We start from the raw sequence: 23520 nt of genomic DNA, 5'->3' as shown, positions 1-23520 counted from the left end.
TCACTTACCCGACGATATCTTAACCCAATTAATCGTTGAACAAACGATGGTCATTATCAAAAATTGGACTACTCAAGAAAATCCCACTCCACCTTATGAATTTAAAGTCGAGTTTTAAGACTCCCCATTTATAAAATTAAGCTAGACAGAAAAAGCCATCTATGTTAGGCTCAGATAAACTACCACATTTGTCTGAAAGGAACTAACATAAATGACCTATACTCATCTTACCACAAACGAACTTGTAATGATAGAGGCTCACTATCAAGAAAACATAAAAGTTTCAGATATTGCGAACGCACTAGAAAGATCAAAACAGACAATCTACACTGTCACCAACTATCTGAAAGAGGGGTACTCTGCTTATGATTACATAACCGATATAAAGTCAATAAGAAACGCTGTAGCATGAAAAAAACAAGCCTTTCGCAATCATCCAAACCCATTTAGAACAAAATTGGAGCCTTGATGTCATTAAAGGAACTTATCTAAATAGGGGGTTTCTTGTTCTATGAGAGCTCTCTATCAACTAACAGACCGTAGTATTTTAAACCGTCCTCAATTTCCTTTTTCAACGTTGGTGTCAAACGAGACTTCCGACCTTTTTGCTTAGCCCTGTGGTCGTACTCTTCCTGTGCTAGGGCTGCGGAGTAACCATTTTGGCATCGTCTTAACTCTCTTGAAATGGTAGACTTATGGACGCCAAGTTTACTTGCAATTTGGCAAGGTTTCAAACCTAATTCCAAGTAGGTTTCTCTCTTTATTCGGTCGGTTATGGTAAGATGGAAGTAGCTCATAGTTTTTCCTCGGGATTCTGTTTGTTTGGTTACTTACAGTTTACACCAATGAAACGCTATGAGTTTTTTTGTGACACTATATTTTACAATTTATTAGATATAAAAGTTCCATAAAATCTATAATGAAAAGTGACTAAACAACTCATTAGAAAGAATCACATGGAACAATTACATTTTCAACTGTCATTCGAAAACTCAATGACTTCCACTTTAAGCATGATTTTTCGCATCTTCCTGAGATTATATCCTGGGATGTTGAAGATGAGTTTCATTGCGCAAGATTTTGACAAGCTCGATATCATCACTGTCCCTGAGGAAAGAACACAAGCTGTCATCCGAAATCACTTTCTTCGCTACAATCGAGCTGTTCGTTGTCAGGTGAAAATCATTACTATGGGTATGTTTAGTCCTTATTATGACTTAGCTAAACAGCTTTTCCGTGTGCTAAAATCGTTCTCGATCGTTTTTACCCTTCGTTATTATATTTCTGAACTCAGGCTGAAACAGTCCACTGGACTGTTTTACTCCAACACTTAAGCCGTGCTATAAGTCGTTTGCGTGTCCAAATCATGAATCAGTTTGAGCGAAAGTCCCATGAATAAGGCCATCAAACGTTACTGGAAGCTCATTCAACAGGATAGCCGTAAACTCAGCGATAAACGTTTTTATCGCTCTGAACATCAAAAAAGAAAGGACGAATTTCGTCCTTTCTCGAGCTTAGCTTTTCTTCAACCTACTACAGTTGACAAAGAGCCACTTTCTTTGCTTATTCTACTGTTACTGACTTAGCAAGGTTACGTGGTTTGTCCACATCAAGGCCACGGTGCAGGGTCGCAAAGTAAGCGACCAATTGTGTTGGTACGACCATTGAGATTGGTGAGAGGTATGGGTGGACGGTCGTAAGGACGATATCGTCTGTATCTTTGGCAACATTTTCCTCTGCGATAGTGAGAACCTTGGCGCCACGGGCTGCGACCTCTTGGATATTTCCACGAGTATGGTTGGCAAGAACTGGGTCTGACAATAGGGCCAAGACAGGTGTCCCCTCTTCAATCAAGGCAATGGTTCCGTGCTTGAGCTCCCCTGCCGCAAAACCTTCACACTGGATGTAAGAAATCTCTTTGAGCTTAAGACTCGCTTCCATGGCTACATAGTAATCTTGACCACGTCCGATGTAAAAGGCGTTGCGAGTTGTTTCAAGAAGGTCACGAACTTTAGCATCGATCGTTTCTTTTTCTGAAAGGGTTGATTCGATAGACTGAGCTACGATTGACAACTCATGAACAAGGTCAAAGGCTTGCGCTTTGGCATTGCCGTTTGCTTCACCGACTGCTTTTGCAAGGAAGGCAAGGGCTGCGATTTGTGCTGTGTAAGCCTTGGTTGATGCCACGGCAATTTCAGGACCTGCATGAAGCAACATAGTATGGTTAGCTTCACGTGAAAGAGTTGAACCAGGAACGTTTGTCACTGTCAAACTTGGGATTCCCATTTCATTGGCTTTGACCAAAACTTGACGGCTGTCAGCTGTTTCACCAGACTGGCTGATAAAGATGAAGAGTGGTTTCTTGCTGAGAAGTGGCATACCGTAGCCCCACTCAGATGAAATTCCAAGTTCAACAGGTGTATCTGTCAACTCTTCCAGCATCTTCTTAGAAGCAAATCCTGCATGGTAAGATGTTCCAGCCGCAAGGATGTAGATGCGGTCTGCATCTTGAACAGCCTTGATGATAGCTGGGTCAACCACTACTTGACCTGCCTCATCTGTGTAGGCTTGGATGAGTTTACGCATAACCGTTGGTTGCTCATCAATTTCCTTGAGCATGTAGTAAGGGTAAGTTCCCTTACCGATATCTGACAAGTCAAGCTCCGCAGTATAGCTAGAACGCTCACGACTGTTACCATCATAGTCTTGAACTTCGACGCTATCAGCCTTGACGATTACCAACTCTTGGTCATGAATTTCCATGTATTGGTTGGTCTCACGAATCATAGCCATAGCATCGGAGCAGACCATGTTATAACCTTCTCCAAGACCAATCAAAAGTGGTGATTTGTTCTTAGCGACATAGATGACATCTGGATTTTCAGAGTCAATCAAAGCAAAGGCATAAGAACCACGGATGATGTGAAGAGCTTTTTTGAAGGCTTCAAGAACTGAAAGACCATCTTCTTCTGCAAATTTCCCAATCAAGTGAACGGCGATTTCTGTATCTGTTTGCCCCTTGAAGTGGTGACCTGCAAGGTATTCTTCCTTGATTTCAAGGTAGTTTTCAATCACCCCATTGTGCACCAAGACAAAACGTCCTGTCTCAGAGCGGTGTGGGTGAGCATTGTCCTCAGTTGGTTTTCCGTGAGTCGCCCAACGCGTATGACCAATACCAGTCGTTCCCTCAACACCAGCTGTCTTAGCAGACAATTCTGCAATACGACCGACAGCCTTAACTAGATGATTTTCATCACCACCTAAGACAAAAATCCCCGCAGAATCATAACCACGGTATTCAAGCTTTTCAAGCCCTTGAATCAAAATATCAGTTGCATTTGTGTTTCCAACAACACCAACAATTCCACACATAGTATATACGACACAGACCAGCTGTGCTTTCTCCTTAAATTGGTATAGTCTGATTTCCCTTTTACAGAATCAGCAAAGACAGTATATACTTGTTTTTATCACTTGTCAAGGATAAAAATTGGTATAGTTTTTCTACCTGGTATTTTATCAAGATTTCACTTGATACCTGACAAGTCAGCATCAATTACTTATAATAAAAAGAGGAGGTATTTGCCATGTGGTTTTTCTTCGCACTTTTATCAGCTATCTTTGCAGCCTTAACGTCAATTTTAGCCAAGATTGGGATTGAGGGTGTTCCATCCAATCTAGCAACCGCTATTCGTACGGCCGTTGTCATTCTTATGGCCTGGGCCATGGTTTTCTTGACCAATAGTCAGACCGAAATTGTCAACATCAGTAAAAAAAGTTGGCTCTTTCTCATCTTATCTGGTTTAGCCACTGGTGCCTCTTGGCTCTGCTACTACAAGGCCCTACAGATGGGCAATGCGACTGAGGTATCTGCTGTCGATAAATTCAGTCTCGTCATTACCCTTATTCTAGCCTTTTTCTTTCTACAGGATATCCTGACGTTTAAAACAATTATTGGCTGTATTCTGATTACGATCGGAACCTTGGTGATGATATTGTAATAAAAAGTGAGATGAACACCATCTCACTCTTTTTATTCTTAAAATCCATTATGGTCGCTGAGTTCTTTGAACCAATGGCCTGATTTCTTCAGGCGACGTTCCTGTGTTTCCAAGTCAAGTTCAATCAAACCATAACGATTTTTATAGCTGTTGAGCCATGACCAGCAGTCGATAAAGGTCCAAATCAAGTAGCCCTTACAGTTGGCCCCGTCTTCAATGGCACGGTGAAGTTCACGCAGATGCCCTTTGACAAAGTCGATACGATAGTCGTCCTGAATCATGCCATTCTCACGGAATTTATCCTCACCTTCAACACCCATGCCATTCTCTGTCAGCATCCACTCAATATTACCATAATTTTCCTTGATATTTTGGGCAATATCATAAATCCCCTGCTCATAGATTTCCCAACCGCGGTGAGGATTGATTTTACGGCCCGGCATGACGTAAGGCTCATAGAAATGCTCTGGCAAAAGCGGGCTATCAGGATGCTTAGCAAAACGTGGCGCCATAACACGCAAAGGCTGATAGTAGTTCACTCCTAGAAAATCAACAGTGTTCTCGCGAATGAGTTCTAACTCTGCGGCTGTGTATTCCGGTAACAAGTCATAATCTGCTAAAATCTCCACTAACTCTTCTGGATAAGCTCCCAAGACAGACGGATCTAGGAAAGATTGGGCTTGGAAGAGGTCGGCAATGCGAGCAGCCTTGACATCTGCAGGATGCTGGCTACGTGGATAAGCCGGTGTCAAGTTAAGGACAATCCCAATCTTAGAATCAGGCAGGACCTCATGACAAGCCTTCACCGCAAGACTACTAGCCAGTTGCGTATGATAGGCAACCTTAACCGCTGCTTTGGCATCTACCTTATGAGGATAGTGAGCATCGTAAAAATAGCCAAACTCTACGGGAACGATGGGCTCGTTAAAGGTAATCCATTGGTCCACCAAGTCACCGTAAGTCTCAAAACAAAAACGAGCATAGTCTTCATAAGCCTTGACAGTTTCCTTATTTTCCCAACCATCCCCATCTTCTTGCAAGGCGAATGGCAGGTCGAAGTGATAGAGATTGACTAAGAGACGAATCCCCTTGGCCTTAATAGCTTCAAAGACCTGACGGTAGAAAGCCACCCCTTGCGGATTGACCTCTCCACGACCTTGTGGGAAAATGCGAGACCACTGGATAGAAGTTCGGAAGGCTGTATGGCCTGTTTCTACTAGAAACTCAATATCCTTTTCCCAGTTTTCGTAAAAAGTCGATGTTTTGTCAGGTCCAATTCCATTATAGTAGCGATTGGGTTCCACCTGATACCAATAATCCCAGAGATTATCTCCTTTACCATCACCAAGCACTCGTCCTTCTGTCTGTGGTCCAGAAGTGGAGGAACCCCAGACAAAATCCTTTGGAAATTTTAGCATAGCTTTACCTCTTCGTTTACTCATTTTTCCCATTATATAGAAAAAACAAAGTAAAAACTAGTTACATTTTTGCCTTGTTTTTCTTCTGATTATAGTTTTTATTTCTTGCTGAGGATTTCAAGCGTTTCAAGCAAGTTGTCTGCATGAACTTCGATGGTGTCACCAGTCGCCTTAATCTTAACTTCTACGATGCCATCGGCTGCTTTCTTCCCAACAGTGATACGGATTGGCAATCCAATCAAGTCGCTATCGCTGAATTTAACACCGACACGTTCGTTACGGTCGTCTGTCAAGACTTCGTAACCAGCTCCCATCAAGCTCGCTTCAAGTTTCTCTGTCAGAGTTTGTGCTTCTTCGTCTTTGACATTGACAGTAATCAAGTGCACATCAAATGGTGCCAATTCTTTAGGGAAGTTAACTCCCCAAGCGTAACGGTATTCACCTTTAGGCGTTTTGTTGACAAAGAGGCGAGCGTGTTGTTCCATAACTGCGGAGAGAAGACGGCTAACACCGATACCGTAACATCCCATGATGATTGGCACAGCACGGCCATTTTCATCCAAAACATCTGCACCCATACTTGCTGAATAACGAGTTCCGAGCTTAAAGATGTGACCGATCTCGATACCACGGGCAAAGTTAAGAACACCTTGTCCATCTGGTGAAATTTCACCCTCACGAACTTCACGAATATCCACGTATTCTGCAGTGAAATCACGACCTGGGTTCACACCTGTCAAGTGGTAGCCATCTTCGTTAGCCCCCACAACAGCATTGCGAACATCTTGTACCTTACGATCTGCAATGATTTTCACATTTTCTGGCAAACCAACTGGACCAAGTGAACCAAAGCCAGCTGGGATAACACTTGCCACTTCTTCTTCGCTCGCAACATCAAAGAAATCTGCACCCAAGTGGTTTTTCAACTTGACTTCATTGAGTTGGTCATTTCCAACTAGAAGGGCTGCAACAAGCTCTCCATCTGCCATGTAGAAGAGGGTTTTGATCGTTTGCTCTTCTGGCACGTTTAGGAAGGCTGCCACTTCATCAATTGATTTAACATCTGGTGTTGCGACACGAGTCACTTCTTCTTCCGCAACGACACGGTTGCTTGGTTTGTACTCGTTTGTTGCCATTTCTAAGTTAGCCGCATAACTAGACTCACTTGAGTAGGCGATGGTATCTTCACCAGAAACCATCCATTTAAGTAATTCTGCCTTGATTTCTTCTTGCACTTCTGCAGGAATTTCATCAAATGAGGCAACTGACTTGTCTAAGACAACCCAGCGGTCGAGGTCTGTACGAGCTGGTGTGATGGCCATAAATTCTTGGCTGTCCTTACCACCCATAGCTCCACCGTCACCGATGATGGCTTTAAAGTCCAAGCCACTACGAGTAAAGATACGTTCATAGGCCGCTTTGTACTCGTCATAAGTCACATCCAAACTATCGTAATTAGCATGGAAACTATAGCCGTCTTTCATGATAAATTCACGCGTACGGAGAAGCCCGTTACGTGGACGTTTTTCATCACGGTATTTCGGTTGAATTTGGTAGAGATTGAGGGGCAATTGCTTGTAAGACTTAACAGAATCACGGACAATAGCTGTAAAAGTCTCTTCGTGGGTCGGACCTAGAATAAAGTCTGACTTTTCACGGTTTTTCAGTTTATAAAGGTCTTCACCATAGGTTTCATAACGGCCTGATTCACGCCAAAGATCGGCACTGAGAAGGGCAGGAGCCAACATCTCCACCGCACCAATCTTATCAAATTCTTGACGCATGATGTTCTTAGCTTTTTCAATCACACGGTTAGCAAGTGGTAGGTAAGAATAAACACCAGCAGAAACTTGGCGAACATAACCAGCACGCAACATAAGGGCGTGGCTGATAACTTGAGCATCGCTTGGCATTTCGCGAAGCGTTGGGATTAGCATTTTACTTTGTTTCATAATATTCCTCGATTATCTAAAAGAAGAGTCGCATAATGTCATTCCAGGTCACAGCTAGCATCAAGACAACCATGATAACTACACCAGCCATGGTGACATAGGTTTCAATTTCTTGTTTAAGGGGTTTCCGGCGGATAGCCTCTAGGACATTGAGCACAATCTTTCCACCATCCAAAGCCGGGATCGGAATCAAGTTAAAAATTCCAATATTGATGGAAATCATAGCTAGGAAGTAGAGGACATTCTCAATTCCATTTTTAGCAGCATCGCTACTTGCCTTAAAAATAGCAACGGGACCACCGAGTTTGTTCAAATCTGGATGGAAAATCAAGTTTTTCAGAGCCGAAAGGATGCGAAGTCCTGAGTCAGCAGCAGTTGTAAATCCACCAACAAACATGGATAGAAAGTCTGACTTGACCCCCGGTTGAACCCCGAGAATGTAACGTCCTTGATTTTCTTCTGGCGTCACAGTAACTTGCTTTTCACTACCATTTTCAGAAATAGTCACATCCAAGGTCGGGGCAGTCTTGTCCTTGGTATCTGCTTCCACAGCCTGGGTCAAATCTTGCCAATTCTTAACCTCGTGCGAGCCTACCTTGGTAATTTGAGCGGTCTCAGCTACGCCTACCTTCGCCAAAGCTCCCTCTGGCATGACATGAAAGAGATTGGTCTGAGTATCTCTAACACCACCCTGCAAAAAGATTAGGATCCAAAAAACAACAACACCTAAGATAAAGTTGTTCATAGGACCTGCAAAGTTAGTGATGAGCTTGCCCCAGATAGAAGCATTTTGATACTGTACATCCAAAGGAGCGATGCGCACTTCAGTTCCATCTTCTTCAACAACCGTTGCATCATGATCCACAGCAAGAGTCTTTTCTTCTTCCAGGACCAACCCCTTGATAAAGAGCTTGTCTTCAAAGTCAAACTGGGTTACCTGCATAGGGAGAGCTGTTTGATCCAGTTTCTTCCCAGATAGATTGATCCGTTTGACATTACCATCCTCTGCAAGTGTTAAACTGACCGGGGTTCCTGTCTTGATCTCTGTCGCATCATCACCCCAGCCAGCCATACGAACATACCCTCCTAAAGGAAGGATCCGAATGGTATAAGCAGTGCCGTCCTTACCGATATGGGCAAAAATCTTGGGGCCCATACCAATAGCAAATTCACGAACTAGAATGCCTGATTTCTTGGCAAAATAAAAATGTCCAAACTCATGCACCACCACAATAATCCCAAAAACCAGGATAAAGGTCAGCAATCCAATCATTCAATATTCCTTTCTTTAAAACAGGCCAAATAAGTGCATCATTGGAAATACAATCAGCATGCTATCAAAGCGATCCAACACACCGCCATGTCCCGGGATAAATTTCCCAGAATCCTTAACACCGAAATGGCGTTTCATGGCACTCTCAATCAAGTCACCAAACTGACCTGCCACACTGAAGAAGGCAGCAAAGAGACTCATTCTATAAATCCCATAAGGAAGAGCAACTGTGCTGTCCACTAACATGAAAATCACTGTTATCAGTACCGCACCTAGAATACCCCCAACAAAGCCCTCAATACTCTTATTAGGAGAAACTCTCGGAGCCAATTTATGCCTACCAAAATTCATCCCTGTCAAGTAGGCTGCGCTATCTGTCGCCCAAACGATAAAAAGGGCCAAAAGCACCTTGTCAAAACCTGCCACCCGAGCATCTAGTAAGGCATTGAAGCCAAAACCAACATAAAAACTCACAGCAATTGGGAAAGCGGCATCTTCAATCGTATAGTTTTTACTGAAAACGGTCGTCCCTAGCATTATTGTAATCAAAACACTGTAGGCAACCACATTCCCATCAACAGGCAAAAAAGTTAGGTAATTTTCTAAAGGGACTGTGAGAGCGAATGTCGCAAAAAGAGTCAAAGCGCCCTCAATGGTCATAGTCTTTAGTCCCTTCATGTGCAAGAGTTCATGGACGCCTAGCATTGCTAACAAGCCAATCCCTATCTGCAACAGGAGCCCTCCCGCAAACAAGACTGGAAGGAAAATTGCCAGGGCCAATACCGCAAACAATGTTCTCTTTTGTAAATCCTTGGTCATATCTTCTCCTAAACTCCTCCAAAACGGCGATTGCGATGGTTAAAAGCAGCAATAGCTTCCTGCAAGGCGGCTTCATCAAAATCAGGCCACAAGGTATCCGTAAAATAAAGCTCGCTATAGGCTGCTTGCCATGGCAAGAAATTGCTTAAACGCAACTCACCACTCGTGCGGATAATCAAATCAGGATCTCGCAAATCCTTTGGCAAATGTTGCGTGAAAAGATAGTCCCCAATCATATCTTCTGTGATGTCACCAGGGTTGATTTTAGCATCTAGAACATCTTGAGCCAAGCCCTTAAGAGCCTGCGTAATTTCAGCACGACCACCATAATTGAGCGCAAAATTGAGAATCAAGCCTGTATTGTTCTTGGTCAACTCCTCTGCTTTTTTCAAAGCTTCAAAAGTCGGCTTAGGCAGACGGTCTGTCTCCCCAATCATCTGAATCTTAACGTTATTTGCATGCAATTCAGGGACGTAGTTATCATAAAACTCGACTGGCAAGTTCATGATAAACTTGACCTCTTGATCTGGACGCGTCCAATTTTCCGTTGAAAAGGCATAAACCGTGATGACCTTAACTCCCATCTTGTTAGCTGCCTTGGTCACTTTTTGGAGGGCTTCCATCCCCGCCTTATGACCAAAAACCCGTGGTTGCATCCGTTTTTTAGCCCAGCGGCCATTCCCATCCATGATAATGCCAATATGAGCAGGAACCTGTGTTGGAACCTCAACTTCTACAGCTTTATCTTTCTTAAAAAATCCAAACATGTTCTTATTCCTATTCAAAAATCTATCGTTTCATTATACCATATTTCCCTATTTTCTTCTATTGCTAAGTTATTAGCTCTCCTTACAGACAAAAAATAAGCCGCCTGATTGGGCGACTTAATTTTATAGGGAGATTATTATGAAAAAGTTTTAGGAGTTTAAGTTAAGTTCCTCTTAACTTATGAACCTAGTATACCGTCCCTAACTTAAATTTTTCTTAAGTTTTTTGAAAAAGTGAGATTTTCCCATTTTTCTTGCCAATTTTTCTTGGACAATCGCTCTTGATAGAGTTTCATTCGGTCCTCATTCTCTAAGAAATGAGGAGTTGGGGAAACTTGGAAGTTCATAATATCCTCTAAACCATAGGGGGTAAAGATCTCTAAAGTGGAATCTTCATTCAAGCGAAGGCCTACCGCCGTGCAGCTCTCGGGATACTTACTCATAGCATCACGGGAACTCGTGTAGGGCGCAGTGTGAGGACTGTGCAGATGCATATAGACCTGATTTTTCAACTCCCACTGATACTGAGGGAAATCTTCTCTCAGCTTGTTCTCTAGGGATACTGTTTCCTCATAAGAAACATCTGGATCAAAGAAAATCACATCCACATCCGTTTCATGGTCAAAGGCTGATTTGTCTGACAAGAGATTCCAAATGAAATTCCTGACAGAACCTGCTGCCAACCAAGAGTCTTTCAGACCAAGGTCACGAATGATGGTCAGAATGGTCATCATATCCGGATTTTCTCTGAAAGCATCTAGAATTTCTTGCTCATTTTTCATTGTATTCATACCCTAAATGCTCATATGCCTTAGCTGTCGCCACCCGTCCAGACCTTGTCCGCATGATAAAACCTTTTTGAATCAGGTAAGGTTCGTACATATCTTCGACCGTCTCACGCTCCTCGGCAATATTAACCGAAAGGGTTCCCAGTCCTACAGGACCACCACCGTACATCTCAATCATGGTACGAAGGATTTTCTGATCCACATAGTCCAAGCCTTCATGGTCAACATCTAGCATGGTCAAAGCCTTATCGGTAATAACATCATCGATAACCCCATTCCCCATAATCTGGGCAAAGTCGCGCACGCGCTTAAGGAGACGATTGGCGATACGAGGGGTTCCTCGACTACGTAAGGCCAACTCAGCTGCAGCTTCATGAGTGATTTCCATCTCAAAAATATCTGCTGTCCGCTCAACAATTTCCGTCAAATCATCGTGGGCATAGTATTCCATATGACCTGTAATCCCAAAACGTGCCCGTAGAGGATTTGAGAGCATCCCCGCACGTGTCGTTGCACCAATCAAGGTAAAAGGTGGCAAGTCCAGATGAACACTGCGACTACCTTCTCCAGCCCCAATCATGATATCAATGTAGAAGTCCTCCATGGCACTATAGAGCACCTCTTCCACCGACATGGGCAGGCGATGAATCTCGTCAATAAAGAGGACATCTCCAGGTTCCAAATCATTCAAAATCGCTACCAAGTCACCCGCCTTTTCAATGACAGGCCCAGAGGTCTGCTTGAGATTGACTCCCAGTTCGTTGGCAATAACAAAGGCCATGGTCGTTTTCCCCAAACCTGGAGGCCCAAATAAGAGTACATGATCCAGTGCTTCATCCCGCATTTTGGCAGCTTCGATAAAGATTTGCAGCTGATCCTTGACCTTATCCTGCCCAATATATTCACGTAAATACTGAGGACGGAGCGTACGTTCTACTAACTCCTCATCCCCCATTATCTCATTGTCTAAAATTCTACTCATGGCTCTATTATATCAAAAATCCAAGCCACAAACAAAAAAACCACCGAATTTGGTGGCTTCATTAGGGAGATTATTATGAAAAAGAAAAGTTTAGGATTTCATTAAATAAAGTTAGGAGGTCTTTATTTAATGATTATATAATACAAGATGAATCTTAAAGCTAACTTAACTTTTTCTCTGATTTATCATTTTTTAAAAAATTTTTTTCAAATGGATTTTTCCTCCCCAAGTCATAAAAAAGCCACCTGATCGGGTGACTTCTTTAGGAGATTATGATGAAAAAGAAAAGTTTAGGATTTCATTAAATAAAGGGTACTCAATGAAAATCGAAATCAGACTAGGCAGATAGGCGCAAGCATAACTATAGTTAGCTAAGTCGACTCTAACGAAGGTTGATGAGATTTTCGAAAAGTATTAGGAGGTCTTTATTTAATAACTATATGATACAAGAGGAGGCTTAAACTTTACTTAAGAAAAAATAATTTTTTTATCTTTTTCGATCCACCCAAATCATTCCTGTACAATCATAAGTAGATAAGGTTTCCAATCCCAGAGATCGATAGAATCCCAAGGTTTTTTCTGTCTGTTCGGTCACTAGTTGGACTTGATAGGCATCTTTGTAATCACCTAAAGCCTCTTTCATCAAGTCGCTACCAATCCCTTGGCGCTGATAGCTAGGCAAAACGATCAAATCCTGGACAAAAATCGATGAGAAACCATCTCCGACCAAACGGACCAAGCCCACCACGGCATCGCCATCAAGTGCCAGATAAATCGCTAATGAGTGAGACAAGGCTTTCTCCAACATCTGAGGTTGATGGGTATAATTTGTCCATCCAACTGCCTGATAGAGATGCAAAACATCCTCTAGCTTGACGATTTCTTGCCTTCTAATAGTCACCATCTCAATACCTCTCATAATTCCCTTAAGTTCTTGTACTGCCGTCCATTTTTATCAAAATTTTCAGGAGCCAGCCATGCTTCCAAACGAGCTTTAACTTGAGGCCAGTCCTTATCAATCATAGAGAGCCAATCCGTATCCCGTGTACGTCCCTTATAAACGACTGCCTGGCGGAAGGTTCCTTCATAGACAAAGCCCAAACGCTCCGCAGCTCGTCTGGATGGGAGATTGAGAGCATCGCATTTCCACTCATAGCGACGATAGTTAATCTCCTCAAAAACATACCGTGCCAGGAGATACTGGGCTTCTGTCCCTATACGTGTTCCCCTGAGTTCTGGAGAAAAAGTGACAGCACCCACTTCTATTACTCGGTTATTCTGGTCAATGCGCATGAGAGAAAAAGTCCCCAAGGCCTTACCAGTTGCCTTATCTATAATCGCATAGTAAAAACGGTCCTTACGAGCCAACATCTGATTTAAGACGGTAACCAGTTCCTCCATATCTGCCACTGGTTCCTGAAAGAGGTAGGTCCACATCTCCCGAGGAGTACCCGGACCATAAACAGCTAATAAATCCTCCGCATGCTTTTCCACCGAAAGAGCCTCTATCCGAGCGTAGCGCCCTTCTAAGAAATCAATGAAAGGCAATTCTCCTGGAGTATAATCTTCCATTGACTCACCAATTATCTGACCATATTCATTTACTGGCATCGTTTTTCTCCTTGTTTTACGCTAAAAATACTATATCATAATTTGCCCTATATGGAAACTAGCACTCTCCTCAAACCTCATCCTCAACACTACATTAGTGATTCGTTTTCTTTCTTTTATCTTTTAAGGCTTGATTAATTCGTTGGGTTAGTTTGTGAGTTTGCCAGATCTGGTACAACCATATCAATCCATAAATTAATAAGAAAAAGAACCAAAGCAAGGGACTCAACAATGCTGAACCCCAGCCAAAGAATAGGTAGGTCAATACTAAAATAGTAGCTGTCGCTAATAAATGAACTCCTACACGCATACTATAAGCAAGAAACTCTAGCCTTTCAAGGATTAAGGTCAATACCCCCATAATTCCGCTCATCAAAAACAAAGCTAGAATATTTTTTGTCGTTGGTGCAGGATAGGTAATACCTGAATAAAACTGAGCCAATAATACCAAATTCAAATAAATAAAGGAGGCCGTCCGCATTCCCGATACAAAATAAGCAATCAATCGCTTCATGATTTTCTCCTATAAACCTAGATAATCCATTAAGGACTTAACGTATTTCCGACTCACACTAGATTTGATACCCCGAGTCATCTTAGCCATCATGTTTCCTGAAAAACTATCCGATAATGACTCTAGATGGTCAATGTTTATAATTGAATGACGTGATATCTGTATAAAGTTACGCCGGTTAATCCGATTCTGAAAGTTTGTCAATGTTTCCTTAGTTTTATAAATCCCGTCTACCGTATAAATGGTCAACAAATTCTTATCGATATCTGCTAGAATAAGATCCTCAATTTTTACCATAACCAGATGATCATCCGTTCGAATAGGAATGACCACCTGATTAGTCGTTGAAAATTGTTCTAAATACTCCATGACTTCTCTTGCTTGGTCGGTTAACTGAGCTGCCTGAATTAAAATGTGTGGGTCTTTTTCTGAAAACTCTGTCTTCATTTCAAAACGAATCTTCATTTTCTCTCCAATACACCTTTATTTTCTCTTACTAAACACTTTAACAAATAAAAACCAAAGAAGAATAGCGACGAGACTGATAATAACCACTATAAAGTATGTTTCTTCCTTTGTCAATAGTTCTTGCCAGTTGATTTGGATTCCCATTTTTTCTTGAAATTCCTGTAACAGACTGTTGTTTCCTGAAAATGCGGTCTCTAACCGATCTTTCATCAAGACTTGTCGATAAAGAGAAGCAATATAAGTTGCAGGGGTACATTTCATGAAAAGCTGTGCAGAATCAGGTAATACTCCAATAGGGATATAAGTTCCTACTAAAAATCCAGAGGCAGTTCCCACTATCGTTGCCAGTTTCCCAAGGCTATCTACAGATTGAAAACGGTAAATCAAGAGAACATTTACCAAACTTGAAAGCAGACTGCTTAACAACATAATCAAAGCGATTTCCGGTAAATGACTGATAACTGGGCTCTCTTTAAAATAAAAACTCATAACAGCATACATAAACACCTGCATGACAAAAGAAATGACAATACTACTGATTAGATAGGACGTCTGTAAGCCCCAGTTACCTAAATCTGTCAAGAAGAGATCTTGATCCACTTGATTTTCGCGGTCCTGTACCATTTGTTTAAGAGCCGTAAAACTGGTTGTCATCCCAGTCACAGCCAAAGTCCCACCCATCAACCAATTGTTTAAAAGGTTTGTACTATTAGGAAGTTGGGACCAAGAATCTGTCAAATTCTTCTGCAAAAAAATGATATAAAGGAGGAAGGAAATCAATGCCCCCAATAATGAGAAAAATACTCCCGAACGATTACGAAAATATAAGATAAAATTCCGTTTCAATAAAGCTAGCATTAGCGGACCTCTCTTCCTGTAAGTGCAATAAAGGCATCATCCATAGTACCCGGACGAAACTCAAAAGAATCAATTTCTTCTCGAACTTTTGCCAAATATTCAATGGCTTCCTGTGACGTCCTTGGATAAAAAAGATATTCCATCTCATTTTCTTCCTCGACTGTCATTCCAGTCTGTCGCAATTTTTCTAGATCCTTCATTTCCTTAAAACGAATTTTTAGGATATTAGATGCATACTGGCTTTTAATAGCAGTCGCAGAACCTTGCGCAATCACTTTCCCATGATCAACGATATAGATCTGATCCGCTTCATCCGCTTCATCCAGATAATGAGTCGTTAAGATAATAGTCATCCCTTCATCCTTTTGTAGTCGATACAGTAGATCCCAGATGGATTTGCGAGTTTGAATATCAAGACCTGTCGTTGGTTCATCCAAGAAAAGAATATCTGGTCGCGAAAGAAGAGCACGCGCAATATCAACCCGACGTTTTTGCCCACCTGACAAGGTCCCATAGAGTTGTTTCTGGAAAGCAGTCAAACCCAATTGATGAATCAAATCATCCACACGACTTGCCGCAATCTCCTTATACTGTTGAGCACGAATCGTGAGATTTTCCCTAACCGTCAACATCTCATCCAGTACACTAGCTTGAAAAACCACTCCGATTTTCGTATTTGGCGCATATCGAATCTGACCTTGTGTCGGCTTTTTCAAACCGATTAACATGGAAATGGTGGTTGATTTCCCTGCACCATTGGGTCCCAAAATAGCATTGAAACTTCCTTTTTCAAACTCTAACTGAATATCATCGACAGCCATATGATTGCCGTACCGTTTAGTCAAATGCTTAGCTTGTAAAATCATATTTTTTCCTCCTCTTTACCACACTAGTTTAACAAAAAGAATGAAAGAAGAATCGACTTTTGAGATAAGTAGTTAAAATAAAAGGACAAGTGGTAAAATAATGGGGGCTAAGTTAAAGTGGTGCAGGCTGCAACCGTTTTTCTCCTATCGAATCACTAGAGGAAGTTTAAAATCACTTACAACCATACATTATATTTTTAAACATGCGCTATAAAAGAGGCATTTTATAGCATCCGGCAGAAAAATCCAGGAGTCAATAGTATTGTTCTCGCTAAACCAAACAATAAAAAATGAATCAGAAATCATGGCACACACTCCCTTCTAGTAAAATGAAAATGCTGAATGGGGTAGGATTGAATTTGAAGCAAGCAAGTATGGTCCTGAATTTGAAACTGCCATTAACGATAAGTCTATCTATTAGGAAAGAAATCTTCAATACAAGCAAAAACAGCTCTTGTTACCCAAGAAGAGCTGTTCTATTTTATGAAAGAGAGTCACTAGTGCCCCTTGTGCTTCTCTTTACGTTTTTGCTGTTTGCGTTCAAATTTCTCTTGCTTGAGCAATTGCTTTTGGAGACTGGACTGTTGTTTTGAATACTTTTTTCGTTCCTCATACTGCAACTGTAAAAGCTCTTGTGACTTAGAAGAAACTTTCTGCTTCACCTGTTTCTTTACAGCTCGCTGCAGACGCTTCGGATTCTTAATCTTCACATGCTGTTTGACTGTTGCTTCTGGACTAAAAGATAACCGAACAAACTGAGTCTGTAAAAGTTTCAAAATTTCATCCTCTTTTGGTTCCTGACCAAATGTCACTCGACAAACTTGATAAGTTCCCTCATACTCTTGTTCAAACAATCCATGCCAAAATCCATCTTCAAAATAAACTGTCAAGCCAATTGAAACGATTTCCATGACAGCACCTCCTTAAATCTATCCCTAAGAATGGACAACCAAGGAGGAAGGTTACTGATAGGCTTGCCTACGTCTGGACTACCAACCAGAACTGTGTTTTTATCTTAGTTGGGACTATTATAGCACGGTTCAGCACTATCTACAAATTTTTCAGATGTGTATCAAAAAAATTTATCGTAGCAAACCATGAGTCTACACTTTCTTTCATTAATAAGCGCCAATCTTTTCGATAACGATGATTTGGTTGATAAGCAACCGTCAACATATGCCCTGTCTCATGGTATTTTTTAGACAAAATGGATTCCCCTTTATAGTGTGAAATAATATCATCTATCGCGGATGATGCATTCCATATTTCATCAACATCGCTTCCTAGTAATAATAAAGGAGAGGCAATTTTACTCACATCAATCTGAGCCCTACTATCTTCAGGAATATATTTTCCAAAAAACTTATTTAACAAATAATTTCCTAACTGAAATTTTTGATAAGGAAGTTCCTTTTGTAAATATGTCCAAGAAGATGAATGAGAATTGAGTTTTCCCTTTATTCCCTCAAATATTACATTTGTGGGGGAATTGAGTACCAAACATTGCACATCTTCCAAAATACTTTGTCCAGCCAGAACAAGCTCTGCTCCTTTAGAGCGACCATATATTCCTATTTTTGTATTATCAACTTGAGGATGATGATATAGAAAATCTTTCGCCTCCTCCAGACATTCTATTGGAATTCGTTCTAAGTTTTGGGGTAATCCCTCTAAACCAAAATAAGCTATCGCAAGACAAATATAGCCTCTAGAAGATAAAAGTTGGGCAATGTTCTGAGCTTTTTCAATTCTTCCCTCACTACCGCTAACAATAATCACGGCTGGCGCCTTTCTTAACTTTTCATCATAAAATAATCGACCTTGAAAATGCCTATCATAAATATCTTGATACCTTATTCCCAGATTTATATAACGCCTTACAAAATTTTGCTCCGCGACCACATCTTTCCCCATCTTGATTTTAATTTCAACACCAAAACAATCTCGCAATGGAATTCTATCAAGAGAACTGGGTAATCTCCTTTTCCTATTTTTCAACGGTTTCGCATTAAAGAACAAGCCCATTTCTGAAACTCCTTTATAAGATCCCGAAATAGATGCTGTTTGAGAGGTGTCAATCATACCGCCCTGATCAGATAAAAAAATTGCAGTTGATTTCCATATAACATCATGATCTAAAAGCAAGGGAGCATTTATACAGTAATAATCAGACAGGTACATTTCTACACAATACCTTGTCCTTGGTTCTAAACCATTGATAGCAATATAAAAAGATTCATCCGCTAAATCTGTTTGTGAAATCAGTTCTATGTTTACAGTCATATCTTCTCCTTTTTGTTAACTTACTTAACAAGTATATTTAAAATTTACCGCGACTTTTACCACGGTAATTCTCCCCACACCTTTTCAATATCATCCATCAATTTCACAACTGTTTGAAGTTCCCCCTCGCTATAGTTGTTTAAAACTGAAAAGACCGATTCTTCAATATATGCTTGTTGCTCCTTATGGATTTTAAAAACTTCGATGCCTTTTTCAGATAATCTCAAATATTTATTTTTCCCATTATTCGGATCAAAATCAAAAACAACTAAATTTTTTTGAATCAATCTCTTGACACTTTGAGTTATTGCACTTCTCGAAACTTTTAATAATTCAGATAATTTTACTAGATTCAAGGGCTGATTTTCCCCAATCACAACAATCAAATGCACCTCATTCAACGTAATAGATTTGTCAATACTAATTTTATGTTGATTTTTTTTTAACTGTTCAAACGCTAAAATAAATCTATTGAAACGATTATTAAATGTAATAAATTCTTTTTTATCCATAATCTCTCTTTTCTTTGTTAATCATATTAACAAAATAGAAACTTCCTGTCAAACAAAAAATCCTCCAGATTCTACTCTGAAGGATTTCTATCTTATTTCACAACGATATTAACGAGTTTAGTTGACTCAAACAGTTTAAGAAACTGTCCGAGGTTTGAAATCAGCAAATCAACTGATTACTTCGTTACAATATTCACCAGTTTATTCGGTACTGCAATCACCTTCACGATTTCCTTGCCGTCAATTTCTGCTTTAACTTTTTCATCTGCTAGAGCGATTTCTTGCAATTCTTCGCGTGATAGGTCTTTAGCAACCATCAATTTGGCACGGACTTTACCTTTGATTTGGACGACGATTTCGATTTCGTCTTCAACCAATTTACTCTCGTCCCATGCTGGCCAAGCCACGTAAGAGATGGATTCACCTGTTGCTGCAACTGTTTGCCAGAGTTCTTCTGCTAAGTGAGGTGCAAATGGGGCAATCAATTGGATAAAGCCTTTGGCGTAGTCCACATAAAGTTTGTCTTCCTTATTAGCAGCGTTGACAAAGACCATGAGTTGGGCAATGGCTGTGTTAAATTTCATGGATTCGATTTGCTCAGTGACAGCTTTGACTGTTTCATTGTAGACCTTGTCAAGAGCACCATTGTTTTCCGCAACGATTTCTTTACTTGTAATCAAACGGTAAACACGGTCAAGGAACTTGCGGCTTCCTTCCAGACCTTCTTCTGACCAAGCGATGGAAGCATCGAGTGGCCCCATGAACATTTCATAAACACGAAGGGTATCAGCACCGTATTGTTCCACCACGTCGTCTGGGTTAACAACGTTCTTGAGCGATTTAGACATCTTGGCTGGTGCTTGCTCCAACTCTTCTCCTGTTTCCACATGGAAGAAAGAACCGTCACGTTTTTCAACCTTATCAGTCGCTACAAGAGCTCCACGGTGGTCACGGTAGCTTGTTCCCAAAATCATTCCTTGGTTAAAGAGTTTTTGGAATGGTTCCTTAGTCGGAACAACACCGAGGTCATAGAGGAATTTGTGCCAGAAACGAGCATAGAGCAAGTGAAGCACGGCGTGTTCTGCACCACCCACGTAGATATCGACTGGCAACCATTGTTTGAGAAGGTCCTCATCAGCCAATTTCTCAGTATTGTGTGGGTCAATATAACGGAGGTAGTACCAGCTTGAACCAGCCCATTGTGGCATGGTGTTGGTTTCACGACGACCCTTGATGCCATCTTCACGAGTCACTTCAAGCCAGTCTGTCAAGTTAGCCAATGGGCTTTCCCCTGTACCTGAAGGACGGATATCCTTGGTGACTGGCAAGACAAGTGGCAATTCACTTTCAGGAACAGCTGTTGAAGTCCCATCTTCCCAATGAATGATTGGAATTGGCTCACCCCAGTAACGTTGACGGCTAAAGAGCCAGTCACGGAGACGGTAGGTGACTTTTTCTTGACCGCAGCCTTTTTCTTCCAACCAAGCCACAATTTTAGCAATAGCGTCTTCTTTGTTAAGGCCATCTAGGAAGTCTGAATTGACATGAAGACCATCTTCTGTGTAAGCAGCTTCTTCAACGTTTCCACCTTCAAGCACTTCTACGATTGGAAGGTCAAATTGTTTGGCAAATTCCCAGTCACGTTGGTCATGGGCAGGCACGGCCATGACAGCACCTGTTCCATAGCTAGCAAGAACATAGTCGGCAATCCAGATTGGAATTTCCTTGCCATTGACAGGGTTGATGGCATAAGCGCCCGTCAAAACCCCTGTTTTTTCCTTGGCAAGGTCTGTACGAGCCAAGTCAGACTTGAGACTAGCTTGGTGTTTGTAGTCCGCTACAGCCTCAGCTTGTTCAGCTGTTGTGATGGCATCTACCAAGTCATGCTCAGGAGCCAAGACTGTGAAGGTCGCACCGAAAAGCGTATCAGGACGAGTAGTAAAGACGGTAAATTCCTTGTCAGTCCCTTTCACTTTAAAAGTGACATTAGCACCAGTTGATTTCCCAATCCAGTTACGTTGCATTTCCTTGATAGACTCTGGCCAATCCAACTCATCCAAGTCATTAAGCAAGCGCTCTGCATAGGCCGTGATTTTAAGCATCCATTGGCGCATTGGTTTGCGGACAACGGGATAGCCACCACGCTCAGAAGTTCCATCAGGAAGCACTTCTTCGTTGGCGATAGCTGTTCCTAGTTCCTCAACCCAGTTTACCGGTACTTCCGCTTCATAGGCCAAACCTTTTTCGTAAAGCTTGGTGAAGATCCATTGAGTCCATTTGTAGTAGTTTGGATCTGTTGTGTTGACTTCACGATCCCAGTCGTAAGAAAATCCAAGCGCATTGATTTGACGTTTGAAGTTGGCAATGTTTTCCGCTGTAAATTCTGCTGGGTCATTACCTGTATCCATAGCGTACTGCTCAGCTGGCAAACCAAAGGCATCCCATCCCATTGGGTGAAGGACGTTGTAGCCTTGCGCACGTTTGTAACGGCTGAGGATATCGGTTGCTGTGTAACCCTCTGGGTGTCCTACGTGAAGACCCGCTCCAGATGGATAAGGGAACATGTCAAGCGCATAAAACTTCGGTTTTGATGCATCTGTTCCTGTCTTAAATGTATGATGTTTCGCCCAGTAGCCCTGCCACTTAGGCTCAATTTCTTTATGATTGTAAAAACTCATGGTCTCTCTCCAATTTTGTGATGTTACTATTATACCATTTTCAAGAGATTTTTACAGATGAAATCATGAAGTTTCCATTGATACCTATTACAAAACATACTCTAACTATTTCCTTTTAATTGACCACCAAAATTGAAAGTTGTATAATGCTAGCTGGAGGAAATAATCATGGATTTACAAACTATTTTTGCATATGGGTTCATTCTCATTTTCATCATCACAGAAACGTGGATTAAAAGGAAAACAAAATCAAACAATGAAAATAACTCTGAAGACAAAGGAAGTCGTTACATCATTATTGGTAGTGTTGTTTGTTGTCTTCTATTAATGAATGAACAACTTCTACCTTCTATAGCTCAATTGCCACATTTTTTGATCTATATTGGAATTCTCCTTTCTCTAGCCGGCTTTGTATTACGTATCTATGCAGTTAATTATCTTGGGAAGAATTTTACACTTGCGGTTCAAACAACAGATAGTCAGCAGTTGGTAGAAGCAGGGCCCTATTCTATAGTAAGAAATCCTGCCTATACTGGTAGCATCGTATCCATACTTGGCTTGTCAATTGTTTCATTAAATCCTCTCACAATTATTATTTGTCTCATTCTATTGGTAGTTGGTTACAGTATTCGATTAAAAGTAGAAGAAAAAGCCTTATACAATCATTTTGGAAAAGCATATGAAACATACTGTCAAAAAGTTCGCTATCGAATTTTCCCTTATATTTGGTAATTTCATTCAAATATAACATATCTTTCAACTAGGTTTGACTGATTGCTAAACATGATAAATATTTTTTTAATGAAGGATTGAGTTTTGCGTTATGCAAGATTCAATCCTTTTAGTTTGATTTCATTCTGTCTATATCTCCTTTATGGTATTATTCTCCAAAATGATTCTAGCCTTCCTTTCATAACATCACATCCCCCAAAAATTTTTACTTTTTCGGAACTATTGATTTAAATCATATCCTTTAACTCAAAATTAGCTCCTAATCGGAGCTAACTTCTATTAACTATTTGTCTCTAACATCTTCTCACGTCCGAGCTCTCGATAGCTACGGTCACCAACAACTTCTACGCTAAACTGACCGTCCTCATATTCAAGAATCGTCACGCTACCATTATCTAAACCATGCGGATGCATGCCGTTGATCAGGTAAACAATGGTCCCAATCGTCATTCCATGGCTCACGACGAGAGCATTGCCCCCACCTTGTTCTTCCATTTCTTTGGCAATCGCTTCAAAGCCTTCCTTGATTCGACTACTGAGTTTTTTCCAACCTTCAGCCCAGCCTGCAGTATCAACCTCTACCAAACCCTCAGCCAGTTCAGCATAAGACAATTGGTGAACATGGTCTACATTGAAAATTCTCGGAATCAATCCCATAAAGAGGTCCCCATCATAGGCTCCATCAAAACTACCAAAGCACCACTCTCTGATGCGCTTGTCCATGCGGTAAGGGATTTTTCCCTGCAAGCCAAGTTCTTCTAGGATAATTCCCATAGTTTGAATGGTGCGCCCTGAATCACTGGAATAAGCGCGGTCAAATTGTAAACCAGACTCTCTCAAGCCAATTCCCAGTTCATGGATTCCCAACTCACCTTCTGCGGTCAGAGGCGTATCACTCCATCCTTGTGCACGTCCAATCGTGTTAAACATCGTTTTTCCATGACGGACCAAGTACAATCTTACTTTAGACATTTTCTATCCTCCATTTTCTTCTATTA

General features: G+C 41.2%; 21 protein-coding genes and 2 pseudogenes. 3 read left to right on the top strand and 20 right to left on the bottom strand.

The features are described 5' to 3' along the window. Window positions 1-545: 545 nt before the first annotated feature. Window positions 546-797: pseudogene (locus MK396_RS01735) on the bottom strand (helix-turn-helix domain-containing protein); the annotation flags it as partial. A 167-nt stretch (window positions 798-964) separates the two neighbouring features. Between MK396_RS01735 and MK396_RS01730 the strand changes: the two are divergent. Continuing rightward, a pseudogene (locus tag MK396_RS01730) lies at window positions 965-1469 on the top strand (transposase); the annotation flags it as partial. A 94-nt stretch (window positions 1470-1563) separates the two neighbouring features. On the opposite strand, the gene glmS reads toward MK396_RS01730, so the two are convergent. After that, entirely contained in the window at window positions 1564-3372 is a 1809-nt protein-coding gene (gene glmS / locus MK396_RS01725; RefSeq protein WP_268723472.1) for a glutamine--fructose-6-phosphate transaminase (isomerizing), read from the bottom strand. A 215-nt stretch (window positions 3373-3587) separates the two neighbouring features. Here glmS and MK396_RS01720 point away from each other — a divergent pair, with 215 nt between their 5' ends. After that, window positions 3588-4001: an EamA family transporter gene (locus MK396_RS01720; RefSeq protein WP_268723471.1), complete on the top strand. Its 414-nt coding sequence runs from the start codon at window positions 3588-3590 to the stop codon at window positions 3999-4001. A 38-nt stretch (window positions 4002-4039) separates the two neighbouring features. On the opposite strand, the gene MK396_RS01715 is transcribed toward MK396_RS01720, so the two are convergent. The 17 genes from MK396_RS01715 to leuS form a co-directional block, all read right to left on the bottom strand. Further along, window positions 4040-5419 (bottom strand): glycoside hydrolase family 1 protein, encoded by a 1380-nt coding sequence (locus MK396_RS01715; protein ID WP_268723470.1) that lies wholly within the window; start codon window positions 5417-5419, stop codon window positions 4040-4042. Window positions 5420-5517: 98 nt separating this feature from the next. Continuing rightward, window positions 5518-7371 carry a proline--tRNA ligase gene (locus tag MK396_RS01710; protein ID WP_268723469.1) on the bottom strand — a complete coding sequence of 618 codons (1854 nt, stop codon included), beginning with the start codon at window positions 7369-7371 and terminating at the stop codon, window positions 5518-5520. 16 nt (window positions 7372-7387) lie between these two features. Further along, on the bottom strand, window positions 7388-8644 hold the full coding sequence (gene rseP / locus MK396_RS01705) for an RIP metalloprotease RseP (protein ID WP_268723468.1): 1257 nt from the start codon (window positions 8642-8644) through the stop codon (window positions 7388-7390). A 15-nt stretch (window positions 8645-8659) separates the two neighbouring features. Next, window positions 8660-9463 (bottom strand): phosphatidate cytidylyltransferase, encoded by an 804-nt coding sequence (locus MK396_RS01700; RefSeq protein WP_049477447.1) that lies wholly within the window; start codon window positions 9461-9463, stop codon window positions 8660-8662. Window positions 9464-9471: 8 nt separating this feature from the next. Next, entirely contained in the window at window positions 9472-10230 is a 759-nt protein-coding gene (locus tag MK396_RS01695; RefSeq protein ID WP_000466705.1) for an isoprenyl transferase, read from the bottom strand. A 206-nt stretch (window positions 10231-10436) separates the two neighbouring features. After that, on the bottom strand, window positions 10437-11021 hold the full coding sequence (locus MK396_RS01690; RefSeq protein WP_247918033.1) for a nucleotidyltransferase family protein: 585 nt from the start codon (window positions 11019-11021) through the stop codon (window positions 10437-10439). Further along, the gene (gene ruvB / locus MK396_RS01685; RefSeq protein ID WP_084867907.1) at window positions 11002-12000 is read right to left on the bottom strand and encodes a Holliday junction branch migration DNA helicase RuvB; all 999 of its coding nucleotides are present in this window, start codon (window positions 11998-12000) and stop codon (window positions 11002-11004) included. Before ruvB ends, MK396_RS01690 begins: the two co-directional genes overlap by 20 nt. 487 nt (window positions 12001-12487) lie before the next feature. Next, window positions 12488-12904, bottom strand: coding sequence for a GNAT family N-acetyltransferase (locus tag MK396_RS01680; protein WP_213988559.1), 417 nt, complete (start codon window positions 12902-12904; stop codon window positions 12488-12490). 11 nt (window positions 12905-12915) lie between these two features. Beyond that, on the bottom strand, window positions 12916-13611 hold the full coding sequence (locus tag MK396_RS01675; protein WP_213988560.1) for a GNAT family N-acetyltransferase: 696 nt from the start codon (window positions 13609-13611) through the stop codon (window positions 12916-12918). A 94-nt stretch (window positions 13612-13705) separates the two neighbouring features. Beyond that, window positions 13706-14125, bottom strand: a complete 420-nt coding sequence (locus MK396_RS01670; protein ID WP_268723467.1) for a DUF3021 family protein — start codon at window positions 14123-14125, stop codon at window positions 13706-13708. A 9-nt stretch (window positions 14126-14134) separates the two neighbouring features. After that, window positions 14135-14590 carry a LytTR family DNA-binding domain-containing protein gene (locus MK396_RS01665; protein WP_009729708.1) on the bottom strand — a complete coding sequence of 152 codons (456 nt, stop codon included), beginning with the start codon at window positions 14588-14590 and terminating at the stop codon, window positions 14135-14137. Window positions 14591-14608: 18 nt separating this feature from the next. Beyond that, a complete protein-coding gene (locus MK396_RS01660; RefSeq protein ID WP_268723466.1) occupies window positions 14609-15451 on the bottom strand; it encodes an ABC transporter permease in 843 nt (280 codons plus the stop codon). Further along, complete coding sequence (locus MK396_RS01655) at window positions 15451-16317, bottom strand: ABC transporter ATP-binding protein (protein ID WP_007520786.1); 867 nt, start codon at window positions 16315-16317, stop codon at window positions 15451-15453. The genes MK396_RS01660 and MK396_RS01655 overlap by 1 nt, the downstream gene beginning before the upstream one ends. Before the next feature lie 497 nt (window positions 16318-16814). Beyond that, window positions 16815-17228, bottom strand: coding sequence for a YjdF family protein (locus MK396_RS01650; RefSeq protein ID WP_268723465.1), 414 nt, complete (start codon window positions 17226-17228; stop codon window positions 16815-16817). Window positions 17229-17367: 139 nt separating this feature from the next. Then, window positions 17368-18600, bottom strand: coding sequence for an acyl-CoA thioesterase/BAAT N-terminal domain-containing protein (locus MK396_RS01645; RefSeq protein ID WP_268723464.1), 1233 nt, complete (start codon window positions 18598-18600; stop codon window positions 17368-17370). A gap of 56 nt (window positions 18601-18656) precedes the next feature. Beyond that, a complete protein-coding gene (locus MK396_RS01640) occupies window positions 18657-19112 on the bottom strand; it encodes a MarR family winged helix-turn-helix transcriptional regulator (RefSeq protein ID WP_268723463.1) in 456 nt (151 codons plus the stop codon). 176 nt (window positions 19113-19288) lie between these two features. Further along, window positions 19289-21790 carry a leucine--tRNA ligase gene (leuS, locus tag MK396_RS01635; protein WP_268723462.1) on the bottom strand — a complete coding sequence of 834 codons (2502 nt, stop codon included), beginning with the start codon at window positions 21788-21790 and terminating at the stop codon, window positions 19289-19291. Between the two features lie 168 nt (window positions 21791-21958). Here leuS and MK396_RS01630 point away from each other — a divergent pair, with 168 nt between their 5' ends. After that, window positions 21959-22522 carry a methyltransferase family protein gene (locus tag MK396_RS01630; protein ID WP_000365731.1) on the top strand — a complete coding sequence of 188 codons (564 nt, stop codon included), beginning with the start codon at window positions 21959-21961 and terminating at the stop codon, window positions 22520-22522. Window positions 22523-22801: 279 nt separating this feature from the next. Here MK396_RS01630 and MK396_RS01625 read toward each other — a convergent pair whose 3' ends face one another. Further along, window positions 22802-23494 carry a histidine phosphatase family protein gene (locus tag MK396_RS01625; protein ID WP_213988562.1) on the bottom strand — a complete coding sequence of 231 codons (693 nt, stop codon included), beginning with the start codon at window positions 23492-23494 and terminating at the stop codon, window positions 22802-22804. Window positions 23495-23520 lie beyond the last annotated feature (26 nt).

Source organism: Streptococcus oralis, assembly GCF_026782235.1.
Taxonomy (GTDB): domain Bacteria; phylum Bacillota; class Bacilli; order Lactobacillales; family Streptococcaceae; genus Streptococcus; species Streptococcus oralis_CC.
Note: the sequence above shows the minus strand (reverse complement) of the source record. Positions and strands in the feature narration are given on the sequence as shown.

Coding starts and splice junctions, on each gene's coding strand:
- glmS (WP_268723472.1), bottom strand. CDS start 3,372: ATGTGTGGAATTGTTGGTGTTGTTGGAAACACAAATGCAACTGATATT.
- MK396_RS01720 (WP_268723471.1), top strand. CDS start 3,588: ATGTGGTTTTTCTTCGCACTTTTATCAGCTATCTTTGCAGCCTTAACG.
- MK396_RS01715 (WP_268723470.1), bottom strand. CDS start 5,419: ATGCTAAAATTTCCAAAGGATTTTGTCTGGGGTTCCTCCACTTCTGGA.
- MK396_RS01710 (WP_268723469.1), bottom strand. CDS start 7,371: ATGAAACAAAGTAAAATGCTAATCCCAACGCTTCGCGAAATGCCAAGC.
- rseP (WP_268723468.1), bottom strand. CDS start 8,644: ATGATTGGATTGCTGACCTTTATCCTGGTTTTTGGGATTATTGTGGTG.
- MK396_RS01700 (WP_049477447.1), bottom strand. CDS start 9,463: ATGACCAAGGATTTACAAAAGAGAACATTGTTTGCGGTATTGGCCCTG.
- MK396_RS01695 (WP_000466705.1), bottom strand. CDS start 10,230: ATGTTTGGATTTTTTAAGAAAGATAAAGCTGTAGAAGTTGAGGTTCCA.
- MK396_RS01690 (WP_247918033.1), bottom strand. CDS start 11,021: ATGAATACAATGAAAAATGAGCAAGAAATTCTAGATGCTTTCAGAGAA.
- ruvB (WP_084867907.1), bottom strand. CDS start 12,000: ATGAGTAGAATTTTAGACAATGAGATAATGGGGGATGAGGAGTTAGTA.
- MK396_RS01680 (WP_213988559.1), bottom strand. CDS start 12,904: ATGGTGACTATTAGAAGGCAAGAAATCGTCAAGCTAGAGGATGTTTTG.
- MK396_RS01675 (WP_213988560.1), bottom strand. CDS start 13,611: ATGCCAGTAAATGAATATGGTCAGATAATTGGTGAGTCAATGGAAGAT.
- MK396_RS01670 (WP_268723467.1), bottom strand. CDS start 14,125: ATGAAGCGATTGATTGCTTATTTTGTATCGGGAATGCGGACGGCCTCC.
- MK396_RS01665 (WP_009729708.1), bottom strand. CDS start 14,590: ATGAAGATTCGTTTTGAAATGAAGACAGAGTTTTCAGAAAAAGACCCA.
- MK396_RS01660 (WP_268723466.1), bottom strand. CDS start 15,451: ATGCTAGCTTTATTGAAACGGAATTTTATCTTATATTTTCGTAATCGT.
- MK396_RS01655 (WP_007520786.1), bottom strand. CDS start 16,317: ATGATTTTACAAGCTAAGCATTTGACTAAACGGTACGGCAATCATATG.
- MK396_RS01650 (WP_268723465.1), bottom strand. CDS start 17,228: ATGGAAATCGTTTCAATTGGCTTGACAGTTTATTTTGAAGATGGATTT.
- MK396_RS01645 (WP_268723464.1), bottom strand. CDS start 18,600: ATGACTGTAAACATAGAACTGATTTCACAAACAGATTTAGCGGATGAA.
- MK396_RS01640 (WP_268723463.1), bottom strand. CDS start 19,112: ATGGATAAAAAAGAATTTATTACATTTAATAATCGTTTCAATAGATTT.
- leuS (WP_268723462.1), bottom strand. CDS start 21,790: ATGAGTTTTTACAATCATAAAGAAATTGAGCCTAAGTGGCAGGGCTAC.
- MK396_RS01630 (WP_000365731.1), top strand. CDS start 21,959: ATGGATTTACAAACTATTTTTGCATATGGGTTCATTCTCATTTTCATC.
- MK396_RS01625 (WP_213988562.1), bottom strand. CDS start 23,494: ATGTCTAAAGTAAGATTGTACTTGGTCCGTCATGGAAAAACGATGTTT.